At 76.4% G+C, this 12,306-nt stretch carries 12 protein-coding genes; 6 read left to right on the forward strand and 6 right to left on the reverse strand.

Features of this window, described 5'->3' with window-relative positions; genetic code table 11:
- Nucleotides 1-63: 63 nt before the first annotated feature.
- From FB380_RS01275 to FB380_RS01290, 4 genes are read right to left on the reverse strand one after another with little or no spacing between them, the layout of a single operon-like run.
- Complete coding sequence (locus FB380_RS01275) at nt 64-741, reverse strand: response regulator (RefSeq protein WP_166753497.1); 678 nt, start codon at nt 739-741, stop codon at nt 64-66.
- The gene (locus FB380_RS25190; RefSeq protein ID WP_166753498.1) at nt 738-1,982 is read right to left on the reverse strand and encodes a sensor histidine kinase; all 1,245 of its coding nucleotides are present in this window, start codon (nt 1,980-1,982) and stop codon (nt 738-740) included. The genes FB380_RS01275 and FB380_RS25190 overlap by 4 nt, the downstream gene beginning before the upstream one ends.
- Nucleotides 1,979-2,806 carry an ABC transporter permease gene (locus FB380_RS01285; RefSeq protein ID WP_166753499.1) on the reverse strand — a complete coding sequence of 276 codons (828 nt, stop codon included), beginning with the start codon at nt 2,804-2,806 and terminating at the stop codon, nt 1,979-1,981. The genes FB380_RS25190 and FB380_RS01285 overlap by 4 nt, the downstream gene beginning before the upstream one ends.
- On the reverse strand, nt 2,803-3,705 hold the full coding sequence (locus tag FB380_RS01290; RefSeq protein ID WP_166753500.1) for an ABC transporter ATP-binding protein: 903 nt from the start codon (nt 3,703-3,705) through the stop codon (nt 2,803-2,805). Before FB380_RS01290 ends, FB380_RS01285 begins: the two co-directional genes overlap by 4 nt.
- A 140-nt stretch (nt 3,706-3,845) precedes the next feature.
- On the opposite strand from FB380_RS01290, the gene FB380_RS01295 reads away from it, so the two are divergent.
- The 3 genes from FB380_RS01295 to FB380_RS01305 all read left to right on the forward strand — a co-directional run bounded on the left by FB380_RS01295 (nt 3,846) and on the right by FB380_RS01305 (nt 7,020).
- Nucleotides 3,846-5,348 carry an Ada metal-binding domain-containing protein gene (locus tag FB380_RS01295; RefSeq protein ID WP_166753501.1) on the forward strand — a complete coding sequence of 501 codons (1,503 nt, stop codon included), beginning with the start codon at nt 3,846-3,848 and terminating at the stop codon, nt 5,346-5,348.
- A complete protein-coding gene (locus tag FB380_RS01300) occupies nt 5,345-5,878 on the forward strand; it encodes a methylated-DNA--[protein]-cysteine S-methyltransferase (RefSeq protein WP_166753502.1) in 534 nt (177 codons plus the stop codon). The genes FB380_RS01295 and FB380_RS01300 overlap by 4 nt, the downstream gene beginning before the upstream one ends.
- Before the next feature lie 71 nt (nt 5,879-5,949).
- On the forward strand, nt 5,950-7,020 hold the full coding sequence (locus FB380_RS01305; RefSeq protein ID WP_166753503.1) for a DNA recombination protein RmuC: 1,071 nt from the start codon (nt 5,950-5,952) through the stop codon (nt 7,018-7,020).
- A gap of 27 nt (nt 7,021-7,047) precedes the next feature.
- Here FB380_RS01305 and FB380_RS01310 read toward each other — a convergent pair whose 3' ends face one another.
- Nucleotides 7,048-8,043: a YihY/virulence factor BrkB family protein gene (locus FB380_RS01310; RefSeq protein WP_166753504.1), complete on the reverse strand. Its 996-nt coding sequence runs from the start codon at nt 8,041-8,043 to the stop codon at nt 7,048-7,050.
- A 392-nt stretch (nt 8,044-8,435) separates the two neighbouring features.
- Between FB380_RS01310 and FB380_RS01315 the strand changes: the two genes are divergently transcribed.
- Nucleotides 8,436-9,032, forward strand: coding sequence for a DUF6542 domain-containing protein (locus FB380_RS01315; protein ID WP_166753505.1), 597 nt, complete (start codon nt 8,436-8,438; stop codon nt 9,030-9,032).
- 97 nt (nt 9,033-9,129) lie between these two features.
- Here the strand turns inward: FB380_RS01315 and FB380_RS01320 are convergent, their stop codons facing one another.
- Nucleotides 9,130-10,101, reverse strand: coding sequence for a 4-hydroxy-3-methylbut-2-enyl diphosphate reductase (locus FB380_RS01320; RefSeq protein ID WP_166753506.1), 972 nt, complete (start codon nt 10,099-10,101; stop codon nt 9,130-9,132).
- Between the two features lie 156 nt (nt 10,102-10,257).
- Here FB380_RS01320 and FB380_RS01325 point away from each other — a divergent pair, with 156 nt between their 5' ends.
- Nucleotides 10,258-11,463 (forward strand): hypothetical protein, encoded by a 1,206-nt coding sequence (locus FB380_RS01325; protein WP_166753507.1) that lies wholly within the window; start codon nt 10,258-10,260, stop codon nt 11,461-11,463.
- A complete protein-coding gene (locus FB380_RS25745) occupies nt 11,456-12,298 on the forward strand; it encodes a M15 family metallopeptidase (RefSeq protein ID WP_166753508.1) in 843 nt (280 codons plus the stop codon). The genes FB380_RS01325 and FB380_RS25745 overlap by 8 nt, the downstream gene beginning before the upstream one ends.
- Nucleotides 12,299-12,306: the final 8 nt, after the last annotated feature.

Here is a 12,306-nt window from a genome sequence, read left to right on the forward strand (position 1 = left end):
AACCAGCGCCCAACCCGCAACGCCGGCCAACCGGCCGAACCAGAACCCGACCCGCAGCGCCGATCAGCCGGCCGAGCCGGGGCCGGCCAGCAGGCCGCGCTCCACGGCGACCAGGACCGCGCGGGTGCGGTCGTCGACGCCGAGCTTGGCGAACACCCGGAGCAGGTGGGTCTTCACCGTCGCCTCGCCGATGAACAGCTCCCGGCCGATCTCGGCGTTGGTCAGCCCGCGTGCCACCCCGGACAGCACCTGCAGCTCCCGGGCGGTCGGGGCCTCGACCGCCGGCGCGCGCATCCGGGACACCAGCTTGGCGGCGACCGGCGGGGCCAGCACCGTCTCCCCCCGGGCCGCCGCCCGCACCGCGTCGGCCAGCTGCGGCAGCGGGGTGTCCTTGAGCAGGTAGCCGGTCGCGCCGGCCTCGACCGCGCGGACGATGTCGGCGTCGGTGTCGTAGGTGGTCAGCACCAGCACCCGCACGCCCGGGTGCGTGGCGGTGATCCGGCCGGTGGCCGTCACGCCGTCCATCCGGGGCATCCGCAGGTCCATCAGGACGACGTCCGGGGAGTGCTCGGCGACCGCCGCGAGCGCCGCCAGCCCGTCGCCGGCCTCCGCCACGACCGCCAGGTCCGGCTGGGCGGTCAGCCAGCCGACGAGCCCACCGCGGACGACGGGGTGGTCGTCCACCACCACGATCGTCGTCACGTCCCGCTCCGTCCCGCGCTCGCCGGTGCCCGCGGTCATCGCCCTGGCACCCGCACCGTCACCCGGGTGCCCGCACCCGGCGACGAGACGACCTCGACCCCGCCGCCCACCTGCTCGGCCCGGTCCCGCAGCCCGGCCAGGCCCACCCCGTCGGCCGCCGCCGGGTCGAAGCCCACCCCGTCGTCCTCGACGTGCACCGACACCTGCGCCGACTCCCCCGCGCCCACCCGGCTGACCCGCAGCAGCACCGCGCTGGCCGCCGCGTGCCGGCGGACGTTGGCCAGCGCCTCCTGCGCCCCGCGCAACAGCACGATCTCCTCCGCGCGGGTCAGCCCGGCGTCGTCCTCCAGCGCCGCGGTGTCCAGCCGGGTCGCCAGGCCGGTCTCCCGGCCGAACCGCTCGGTGAGCCGTTGCAGCGCGTCGACCAGCGTCGCGGAGTCCAGCGCCACCGGGGCGAGGGCGGCGACCATCGCGCGGGCCTCGGCCAGGTTCTCCCGGGCGACCTCCTCGATCAGGGCCACCCGCTCCCCCGCCGCGCCCGGGTCGCCGGGCAGCTGCCCCGCGGCGGTCTGGGCCAGGACGACGATGCTCGTGTACCCCTGCGCGAGGGTGTCGTGCACCTCGCGGGCCCAGCGCTCCCGCTCCGCCGCGACGCCCTGCTCCCGGTGGGCCTCGGCGAGCTCGGCGCGGGTCGCCTCCAGCTCCCGGATCAGCAGGGCCCGCTCGCGGCTCTGCTCCAGCACGCGGGTGACCCACAGGCCCATCGTCACGCTGAACGCCGCCCCGACCAGGGTCTGCCCCGGCCCGGACGCCGGCTCGGTGCCCTCCGACCAGTGCACCAGCGGCCCCAGGGTGGCCGCGACCGTCAGCGCACCGGTCCAGCACAGCCCCACGACCGCGGACTCCGCGAGGAACCAGACCTGCGGGAAGCCGAGGAAGAGCAGGAACAGCAGCTCGGGGAACTCCCAGGCGAGCACCCCCACCACCCCGACGAGCACCGGCAGGTAGGCCGTGGCCCGGCGCTGGTCGCGGCTGGCGAGCGCGGGCGCGCCGAGCGTCGCGTAGGCCAGCACCAGCACGGCCAGAGCGGTGAGCAGCACCGCGCGGGAGCCGACGTCGCTCAGCAGCGTGTCGAGCACCGCCAGCGCGACGAACAGCCCGAAGGCCAGGTGCAGCACCAGCACGGTGATCCGCCACCCCCGCTCGGACAGCGGCGGTCCGCCGTCGTCCCCACCGGGTGCGGGGACGACGGCGGACCGGAGCCGGGACCCGACGGTCATCCCTCGCCCCGGCGCCAGCGGAACGTGCGCACGCACACCATGACGCCGATGATCACCCACGCGACCAGCACCAGGGCGGTCCGGCCGTGCTCCCACCCGCCGGCGACCTCGAACGCGGCCGCCTGGTCGGGGAGGAAGGCCGAGCGCATCCCCTGGGTCAGCCACTTCAGCGGGAACACCGCCGCGACCTGCTGCATCCAGCCGGGCAGCTCCGAGAAGGCGAAGAACACCCCGGAGAAGAACTGCAGCACGATCGCGAACGCCGAGACCGTCGTGGTCACCGAGGCTGCGCTTCCCGGCAGCGCGGAGACCGCGATGCCCAGCACCGTCCCGGACAGCGCCCCCAGCGCCGCGACCCAGCCGAACGTCAGCCAGTGCCCCAGGTCCACCGGCAGCGGCACGTCGTAGCCGAAGCGGGCGACCGGCAGCAGCAGTGCCAGCTGCGCCACGGTGGTCACCAGCACCTGCCCGGCCTTGCCGGCGAAGTACGCCGCGGGCGGGGTGCCCAGCAGCTGCAGCCGCTCCAGCTGGCCGGCCTCGCGTTCGGCGGCGATCGCCGTGCCGACCGCCTGGAAGCTGGTCAGCATGATGCCGGTGGCCGCGATCCCGGCCAGGAAGTACTGCGGGAACGGCACCCCGCCGGGCAGCACGTCACCGCCGAGCACCGAGCCGAAGACGACCATCATCACGACCGGGTAGGCGAAGGAGAACACCACCTGCTGGCGTTCCCGGGCGAACAGCCGGAGCTCCAGCCCGACCCGGGCCAGCGCGATGCGGGCGGTCGACGGCGGGGCCGGTCGGGCGGTGGTCGTCAGGACGGTCATCGGGGCTCTCCTCCAGCGGTGGTGACGAGCTGGAGGTAGACGTCCTCCAGGTCGGGGCGGGTGACGGTCAGGCCGGGGACCTCACCGTGCGGGGCAGCGGCGAGCAGGTCGCGCAGGACGGCGACGGGGGTCTCGGTGGGCACCGCGCGCCAGCCGCCGTCCTCCTGCCAGCGCACCGTGGCCTGCCGGCGCAGCGGCGCGCCGAGCTCGGCCGGCGGGGCGACCTCGACCAGCCGGCCGCCGGCGATGACGCCGACCCGGTCGGCGAGCTCGGCGGCCTCGTCCAGGTAGTGGGTGGTCAGCAGCACCGTCGTCCCGCCGGCCCGGAGGTCGCGGACGAGCTGCCAGAACTGCCGGCGGGCCACCGGGTCCATCCCGGTGGTCGGCTCGTCGAGGAAGACCAGCTCCGGCCGGCCCTGCACCCCGAGCGCGACCGCGAGCCGGCGCCGCTGGCCGCCGGAGAGGCGGGCCACCCGGGTGCCGGCCTTCTCGACCAGGCCGACCGCCGCGAGCAGCTCATCGGTGGGCCGCGGGGTGGAGGTGTGGTGGGCGAAGTGGTCGAGGGTCTCCCGCACGCTGAGCGCCTGGCCGGCGCCCTCCCCCTGGCTGACCACCCCGATCCGGGCGCGCCAGGAGCGGCCGGCGGTGGCCGGGTCCTCGCCCAGCACCAGCACCTCGCCGGCGTCGCGCCGCCGGACCCCCTCCAGCACCTCGATCGTGGTGGTCTTGCCCGCGCCGTTGGGCCCGAGCAGCGCGAAGCACTCCCCGCGCCGCACCTCGAGGTCCAGCCCGTCGAGGACGGCCTTCCCCCCGTAGCTCTTCCGCAGCCCGCGGACCAGGACGGCGGGGTCGGGCCCGCCGGTCGAGGTCGGCAGGGGTGCTGCCTCCGTCGTCGTCATGACCCGAGCCTGTCGCCGCGCCGGACCGGCCGGGACCACCGGAGCGTGGGTCGCCCGTCCGCCGATCGGTGGACGGGGGCCGCCACCACCGTGTCCGAAAGCCGCCAGTCGACCGGGTCGCACGGTGCCATGCTCGTGTCATGACCGAGGTGCTGGAACGCGGACGGCTCGACGTGGAGCACTGCTACCGCGCCGTCACCAGCCGCGACCCCCGGTTCGACGGGTGGTTCGTCACCGCCGTGCACACGACCGGCATCTACTGCCGCCCGTCCTGCCCGGCGCGCACCCCGCTGGAGCACAACGTCTCCTTCCACACCACCGCCGCCTCGGCCCAGGCCGCGGGCTTCCGGGCCTGCCGCCGCTGCCGCCCGGACGCCGTCCCCGGGTCACCGGAGTGGGACGTGCGCGCCGACGTCGTCGCCCGGGCGATGCGGCTGATCGCCGACGGCGAGGTCGAGCGCGGCGGGGTCGGCGGCCTGGCGGCGCGGCTGGGCTACTCCGAACGCCAGCTGCACCGGCTGCTCACCGCGGAGCTGGGCGTCGGCCCGCTGGCGCTGGCCCGCGCGCAGCGCGCCCAGACCGCGCGGCTGCTGATCGAGACCACCCTGCTGCCGATGGCCGACGTCGCCTTCGCGGCCGGCTTCGCCAGCATCCGGCAGTTCAACGACACGGTCCGGTCGGTGTTCGGGACGACGCCCTCCGCGCTCCGCCCGGCCACCCCGCGCAGCGACGGCGGCGCCCCCGGCTGGCTGACCCTGCGGCTGGCCGCCCGCGCCCCGTTCGCCGCCGACGAGGTGCTGCTCTTCCTCGGCGCCCACGCCACCCCCGGCCTGGAGGAGTGGGACGGGACGACGTTCTCCCGGGTGCTGGACCTCCCGCACGGCCCCGCCGTCGTCCGGCTCTCCCCCGCCCCGGACGGCGGGCCGGCGGTGCTGGCCCGGCTGCGGCTGACCGAGCTGCGGGACCTCGGCGTGGCCGTCGCCCGGTGCCGGCGGCTGCTCGACCTGGACGCCGACCCGGCCGCCGTCGACGCGCTCCTCGGCGCCGACCCGGCGCTCGCCCCGCTGGTGGCCGGTGCCCCGGGACGGCGGGTCCCGGCGGCCCCCGACGCCGAGGAGCTCGCGGTCCGTGCGGTGCTCGGCCAGCAGGTCTCGGTGGCCGGCGCCCGGACGCTCACCGCCCGGGTGGTCACCGCGGCGGGCCGGCCGCTGGCCGAGCCGGTCGGCACCCTCACCCACGCCTTCCCGCGGGCCGACGCCCTCGTCGACGCCGACCTGTCCGCGGTCGGGCTGACCGGGGCCCGCCGGCGCACCGTGCACACCCTGGCCGCCGCGCTCGCCGCCGGCAGCGTCCCGCTCGACCCCGGCGCCGACCGTGACGAGGCGCGCCGTCAGCTGCTGGCCCTGCCCGGCATCGGCCCGTGGACGGCGGCCCTCGTCGGGTTGCGCGGGCTGGCCGACCCCGACGTCTGGCTGCCCGGTGACCTGGCGCTGCGGCGCAGCCTCGCCGCGCTCGGCAGCTCCGACACCGACGCCGCGGCCCGCTGGCGGCCGTGGCGCTCCTACGCCGTGATTCACCTGTGGGCGCTGGCCGTCCCGTCCCTGTTCACCCGCGGCACCTCTCCCGATCGGAGCCCGTCATGACCACCGCGCCCGCCCGCTACGCCACCGTGGCCACGCCGCCCGGCCCGTTCACCGTGCTCGTCACCGACGGCCCGGACGGCGCCGACGTCGTCCTCGCCAGCGGCTGGACCGACGACGTCGGCGAGCTGCTGCCCGTCGTCCACCGGTCCCTGCGGCCGACCTGGGTGGAGCACGCCGACGAGCTGCCGGTGCTCGACGTCGTCGCCGCCTTCGCCGACGGGGAGGTGACCGCGATCGACACCGTGCCGGTGCGCCAGCGCTCCGGGCCCTTCCTCACCGACGCCTGGGAGGTGCTGCGCACCGTGCCCGCGGGCCGGCCGGACACCTACGCCTCCTTCGCCGAGCGCTGCGGCCGCCCGTCGGCCGTCCGGGCCGCAGCGGGGGCGTGCGCGCGCAACGCCGCGGCGCTGTTCGTCCCCTGCCACCGGGTGCTGTCCACCGGCGGCGGCCTGGGCGGCTTCCGCTGGGGCACGCCGGTGAAGCGCTGGCTGCTGGACCACGAGGCCGAGCACGCCCCCGTCCCCGCCTGACCGTCCCCGCCTGAGCGGCGCGCCCGGCCGGTTCACCGGAACTGTCGGACCCGTCCGGCAGCCTGACCGGCATGGACGCCGCCTCCCTGCTCGTCGGGCTCCTCGTCGGGGCGCTGCTGGCCGCCGCCGTCACCCTCGGGGTGGTGGCGCTGCGCGGTCGGGGCGGGGCGGCGCCGGAGGCCCTCGAGCCGGTGCACGAGTCGCTCGACCACCTGCACCGGCTGCTGGCCGGCATCGAGCGCGACCGGGCCACCGCGCACGGCGAGCTGCGCGAGCAGGTGGGCACCATCGGCCAGACCTCGGCCCTGCTGCGGCAGGAGACGGCCGCGCTGGTCACCGCGCTGCGCACCCCGCACGTCCGCGGCCGCTGGGGGGAGGTGCAGCTGCGCCGGGTCGTGGAAGTGGCCGGCCTGCTCGAGCACTGCGACTTCGTCGAGCAGCCGTCCGGCACCACCGACCAGGGATCCGGCGTGCGCCCCGACCTGGTGGTCACGCTGGCCGACGGCCGGCAGGTGGTCGTCGACGCGAAGGTGCCGTTCACCGGCTACATCGAGGCGGTCCAGGCCACCGACCCGGCGGTGCGCGCCCAGCGGGTCGCCGACCACGCCCGGCAGCTGCGTGCGCACGTCGACGTCCTCGCCGCCCGCCGCTACCCGTCGGCGTTCGGCACCGCGGCGCCGTTCACCGTGCTGTTCGTCCCCGCCGACGGATTCCTCACCACGGCGCTGGAGGCCGAGCCCGCGCTGCTGGAGCACGGCTTCGGCCGGGACGTCGTGATCGCCACCCCGAGCACGTTGCTCGCCCTGCTGCGCACCGTCGCATACTCCTGGCGGCAGGAGCGGCTCGCGCACGACGCGGCCGCCGTGCTGGAGGCCGGGCGCACCGTGCACGCCCGGCTGAGCACGCTGTCCGGGCACCTGACCCGGCTGGGCTCGGCCCTGGGCTCGGCGCTCACCCGGTACAACGAGACGGTCGGCTCCTACGAGCGGTCGGTGCTGGTGGCCACCCGCCGGTTCGACGACCTCGGCGTCGCCGCCGCCCCGGTGCCCACCCCGGCTCCGGTGGAGGGCACGGTGCGGGCGCTGCGCCCACCGGCGCAGGAGCTGCCCGGCTTCGACGAACGCGACGGCACCACCGGCTGACCGGGCCCCGGACGCGGTCGCGACGGGTCAGGCGGAGGCGCCGGCGGTCGACGACCCGCTGGACCGGGCGCCGTCGTCGGCCGGCCCACGGGACCGCGCCAGGCGGTCGTCCGCCATGCGGATGGCCGCCAGCTCCAGCTCCGCGGAGACGGCGAAGTTGAGGAAGATCGCCGCGGACGTCAGCTGGGCCCAGAAGAGCAGCGCGATGATGCCGGTCAGCGGTCCGTACGCCGAGCCGAGGTAGCCGATCAGGTCCAGTGCGCCGGCCAGCAGCAGGGTGAGCCCGGTCCACAGCACCAGGGCGAGCACGCTCCCCAGCACCAGCAGCGACCAGGCGGGCTGGAGGCGGTCCGGTGCCCGGCGCAGCATCAGGGTGATCGCGGCCAGCAGGAGCCCGACGGCGATCGGGCCGACCAGCAGCACGACGACCTCCTCCTCGACGCCGTACACGTCCTCCATCGCCTCGGCCGCGGCGACGAGGGTGGTCACCAGCACCGACCCCACCAGCAGTGGCACCCCGGCGATGCCGGCGAGCACCAGCGCACGGCGGTACTTCGCCACGGTGGGCCGGTCCCGCTGGATGCCGTAGATCCGGTTGGCCCCGCGCTCGAGCTGCCCCATGGCCGTCGCCATCGCCACCGTCGCCGCCGCCAGCCCCAGCGCCGTGGCCAGCGGGACGCCGTCCGGCTGGTCGCTCCACGGCGACAGCACCCGCCGGACCATCGCGTCGGAGGCACTGGGCGACAGCTGCAGGACCGTCCGGTCGACCAGCAGGCGCAGCGACGGCGTCTTGAGCAGGTTGCTCAGGCCGATGGCGGCGATCAGCAGCGGCACCGCGGCCAGCGACAGCTGCAGCCCGAGCGCCCGGGCGTGGGAGAAGCCGTCCCCGTAGCGGAAGCGGGACCACGAGGCGCGCCAGAGCTCGGTCACCCGGCAGCTGCGCAGGACCGCCCACGCGTCGCGAGCGGTCAGCCGCTCCTCGTCCCGCGCGGCGACCTCAGGCACCAGGCTCACCGAGCTCATGCGGGCAGGTCCTCCTGGACGGGGTCGGTGGACGGACGCGGTGCCCGCACAGCCGGCAACCGCACTCCGCGAGGACCAGCCTGTCCTCGATCCCCCATGGTCCCCGGTTCACGCGCGCGTGTCGGGATCGTCATCTCCCCCATCGGCGGCCGGGGTGGCGGCGGGGACGCGTGGGGCGGCTGGGGTCCGCGTGCCCACATCGTGCCACCGCGGTCGGACGACACCGGCGAGTTCTGGCCCGCCACTCCCGGCTCGGTCCAGCGTTCACTCAGGGAGGGCCGATACCGTGGCCCGATCAGCGGGGTGGTCTCGGCCCTCCGCTGCCGACGAGGAGGTGCACCATGGCTCCGGTCACTGTCGATGCCCGAGTTCCAGACAGGCGGGAGGACGCCGTGCGTGCAGAACGCAGCGACGCCGGCCGGGTCGCAGGACGCGGCTACCCGTCGCCCCGGGCCGGTGGCACGCCATCCGGCCGCGCCCCCGAGCGCAGCCCACGGCCGCCCGAGCGCCGAGCGGACGGCCCTCGTGCCGCCGGCCGCGGGGGCCGGCGTCCCGACGACCTCCGTCCCGCGCCGTCCGCTGCTCCCCGCGACGGGCGACGGACCGGGTCCACGGCACGCGGCACCCAGGCGGACGCCACCGGGATCCGGGGTGCCCTGGCGATCGCCGGCGTCTTCCTGGTCACCCTGGTCGCCGCGGCCGCCGACTCCTACATCGGCCTCGGTCTGGGCACGATCACCCTGGTGGCGCTGACCGCCGGGACCATCGGGGCCGCCCTGGTCACCCGGCGCAGCGACCTGCTGAGCGTCCTGGTCGCCCCGCCCCTGGTGTTCGTCGGGGTGGCGCTGCTCAACATCGGCCTGGCGCCGTCGGCCAGCCTGAACCTGCCCACGCTGGCGACGCTGCTCGTCCGCGGCTTCCCGGCCATGGGCCTGGCCACCGGCGCCGCGCTCGTCATCACCCTCGGGCGGCTGGCCGCCCGCCGCTGACCCACCCCGACCTGCGAGAGGGCCGGCACCCCACCCGGGGTGCCGGCCCTCTCGCATCCGTCCTGCCCTGCCCTGCGGAGGCGGGCCCGGGTGGTCGTCAGTCGGTCTCGACGGCGAGCGCCTCGCGGCGCGGCTTCAGCTCGTGCGGCAGGGCGAACACCAGCCGCTCCTCCGCGGCCTCGACCGTCTCCACGTCGGCGTACCCACGAGCGGCCAGCCAGTCGAGCACCTCGCTGACCAGGATCTCCGGCACCGAGGCGCCGCTGGTCACCCCGACCGTGCCGACGCCGTCCAGCCAGGCCTCGTCGACCTCGGAGGCGAAGTCGACCAGGTGGGAGTCCCGGGCCCCGGCCTCCAGGGCCACCTCCACCAGCCGGACCGAGTTCGAGGAGTTCGTGGAGCCGACCACCAGCACCAGGTCGCACTCGGCGGCCATCTGCTTGACCGCCTGCTGACGGTTCTGCGTGGCGTAGCAGATGTCGTCGCTCGGCGGGCTCTGCAGACCGGGGAACCGGGTCTTCAACGAGTCGACGGTGGCCAGCGTCTCGTCGACCGACAGCGTGGTCTGGGAGAGCCAGACGACCTTCTCCGGGTCGCGCACCTGGACGTTGGCGATGTCCTCGGCGCCGTCGACGAGCTGTGTGTTCGACGGGGCCTCGCCCATCGTGCCCTCGACCTCCTCGTGACCGCGGTGACCGATCAGCAGGATGTCGTAGTCGTCCTTGGCGAAGCGCTTGGCCTCCATGTGGACCTTGCTCACCAGGGGGCAGGTGGCGTCGATCGTCCGCAGCGACCGCTGCTCCGCCTCCGCCTTGACCGCCGGGGAGACCCCGTGGGCACTGAAGACGACGACCGCACCCTCGGGCACCTCGTCGGTCTCCTCCACGAAGACGGCGCCGCGGCGCTCGAGGGTCGCCACGACGTGCTTGTTGTGCACGATCTGCTTCCGGACGTAGACCGGGGCGCCGTGGATCTCCAGTGCGCGTTCGACGGCGACGACCGCCCGGTCGACGCCGGCGCAGTACCCCCGGGGATCGGCCAGCAGGACGCGTCCACGCGGTTCAGCCATGCCCCCACTGTATGTGCGCCCGACGCCCAGGACCCGCCGCTGCGGCCCCGACCGGGTGGCGCTGGACACGCTGGGCCGACCCCACGCCCGCCCGGACGGGGGACGGCGCACCGGGTCGGGCTGCCGGTGATCGCCACGTGCGGCACCCTGGGCCCCATGGCTCGAGAGATCCCCGAGGTCGTCCGCGCGGCAGCCGGACTGGCCGCCACCGTGCTGGACGAGGCCCGCAAGCTCCCCACGACGCTCCCGGGGCTCCCGGTCCGGCTGATCGGGCAGGCCCTGCAGACCTCGCTGCACCTGCAGCAGCAGTACTCCGGCCTCGTCGCCCGCGGCGACGAGGTGCTCACCGGGCTGCGTGGCGCCGCCGAGCCGGGGCTGGCCACCTTCGACGACGACGACGAGGACGACGACGGCGGGGCCCCCGCCCGTCCCCCGGCCCGGCCTGCCTCGGCCGGGCGCACCTCGGCCTTCGACCGGGTCGCCGACCTCGACGACGACCTCGGCGAGGAGCCGCCGGCCGACACGCTGGCGGACGACCTGGCGGACGACCTGGCCGCCGCCGACCTGCCGGTGGCCGACCCCGACGACCTCTCCGAGGAGGTGGCGGCCGTGCTGGCGGCCAGCGCCGACGACACCGTCGCCGACCTGACGCCCGCGCAGGTGGCCGCGCTGCCGGACGACCCGGAGGCCGACGCGGTGACCGCGGTCGTCGACGAACTCGCCGCCGAGGTCGCCGACGAGGTGGCGGCCGAGGTGCCCGAGGCCGTCCCGGACGAGGTGCTCGAGGACCTCACCGCCGACACCGTGGCCGACATCGCCGAGGACGAGGCGGAGATCGAGGCCGAGATCGGGGAGGCCGTCGCCGACGAGCTCGTCGCCGAGCCCGCGGTGCCGGGCACCCCGCCCGCGGGGGTCCTCGCGGCCGGGGTGTCGACGCTGGACGACATCGCCCCCGACCAGGCCGCCGAGCAGGTGCCCGGGCAGACCCGGATCGTCGACGACGCCGTCCCCGACGTCCCCGCGCTCGACGACGCGACGGAGGAGCTGGTCGACCTCGGCGGCCCGGAGGCCGCGGAGAGCGTCACGCCGGGCAGCGGGGTGACCGACAGCGCCGCCAGCGACCCGCTGGTCCCCGCCGGCACGCCGGCCGACGCGACCGGGTCGGCCGCCGACGGTGCACCGGTCAGCCCCGTCGAGGGCTACGACACCTTCAGCATCCCGGCGCTGCGCGGGCACCTGCGCGCCTACCCGACCGAGACGGTGGCCGACCTGCTGGACTACGAGCGGGCCACCCGCGCCCGCGCGCCCTACGTGACGCTGCTGCAGAACCGGCTGGAGAAGCTCAGCGCCGACCGTGGCTGAGCCGGCAGCAGGGACACGGCAGGAGACGCGGCGGCCCGCGACGCCGGCCCGGCACCGCGGCCGCCGCGTCCTGCTCCTGCTGCTCACGCTGGCCGTCGTGCTGGCCGCCGCCGTCGGGGTGGCCGCCTGGCTGCGGGAGGACGGGGAGCCCGGCAGCCCGGCCCCGGCGGCGAACAGCGAGCCCGCCACGACCGCGCCGGCCGCGGCCCCCAGCCCGGCGCCGACGCCGCCCCCCACGCCGACCTTCGACCGCGCCCAGCTGTCGACCACCGACCCGGCCAGCAGCTGGGTCGTGGTCAACAAGGCCCGCCCGCTCAGCCCGATCGACTTCGCACCGACCGACCTGGTCCCGGTCGGCAACGGGTACCAGCTGCGGGCGGAGGCGGCGCAGGCGATGGACGCGATGCTCGCCGCCGCCGCCGCGCAGGGCCTGCAGGTGGGCGTGCAGAGCGCCTACCGGTCCTACGACTACCAGGTGGCGCTGTTCAGCGCCCAGGTCAGCCGCTTCGGGGAGGCGCAGGCCGAGGTCCAGGTGGCCCGGCCCGGCTACAGCGAGCACCAGACCGGGCTGGCCGCCGACGTCGGCGGCGGTGGCTGCGACATCGAGAGCTGCTTCGCCACCACCGCCGAGGGCCAGTGGGTGGCCGCGCACGCCGCCGAGTTCGGCTGGCTCGTGCGCTACCCCGAGGGCCGGCAGGACGTGACCGGGTTCAAGTACGAGCCCTGGCACGTCCGGTACGTCGGCGTCCCGCTGGCCACCGAGATGCAGCGCACCGGGGCGTCGACCATGGAGGAGTTCTTCGGGCTCCCCGCGGCTCCCGGGTACCCCGGCTGAGCAGGAGC

It is taken from the genome of Modestobacter marinus (genome assembly GCF_011758655.1).
In the GTDB taxonomy this organism is placed as follows: Bacteria; Actinomycetota; Actinomycetes; order Mycobacteriales; family Geodermatophilaceae; genus Modestobacter; species Modestobacter marinus.

Bases quoted from the DNA above. Each gene is read 5' to 3' on its own strand.
- FB380_RS01275 (WP_166753497.1), bottom strand. From the start codon at position 741: ATGACCGCGGGCACCGGCGAGCGCGGGACGGAGCGGGACGTGACGACG.
- FB380_RS25190 (WP_166753498.1), bottom strand. From the start codon at position 1,982: ATGACCGTCGGGTCCCGGCTCCGGTCCGCCGTCGTCCCCGCACCCGGT.
- FB380_RS01285 (WP_166753499.1), bottom strand. From the start codon at position 2,806: ATGACCGTCCTGACGACCACCGCCCGACCGGCCCCGCCGTCGACCGCC.
- FB380_RS01290 (WP_166753500.1), bottom strand. From the start codon at position 3,705: ATGACGACGACGGAGGCAGCACCCCTGCCGACCTCGACCGGCGGGCCC.
- FB380_RS01295 (WP_166753501.1), top strand. From the start codon at position 3,846: ATGACCGAGGTGCTGGAACGCGGACGGCTCGACGTGGAGCACTGCTAC.
- FB380_RS01300 (WP_166753502.1), top strand. From the start codon at position 5,345: ATGACCACCGCGCCCGCCCGCTACGCCACCGTGGCCACGCCGCCCGGC.
- FB380_RS01305 (WP_166753503.1), top strand. From the start codon at position 5,950: ATGGACGCCGCCTCCCTGCTCGTCGGGCTCCTCGTCGGGGCGCTGCTG.
- FB380_RS01310 (WP_166753504.1), bottom strand. From the start codon at position 8,043: ATGAGCTCGGTGAGCCTGGTGCCTGAGGTCGCCGCGCGGGACGAGGAG.
- FB380_RS01320 (WP_166753506.1), bottom strand. From the start codon at position 10,101: ATGGCTGAACCGCGTGGACGCGTCCTGCTGGCCGATCCCCGGGGGTAC.
- FB380_RS01325 (WP_166753507.1), top strand. From the start codon at position 10,258: ATGGCTCGAGAGATCCCCGAGGTCGTCCGCGCGGCAGCCGGACTGGCC.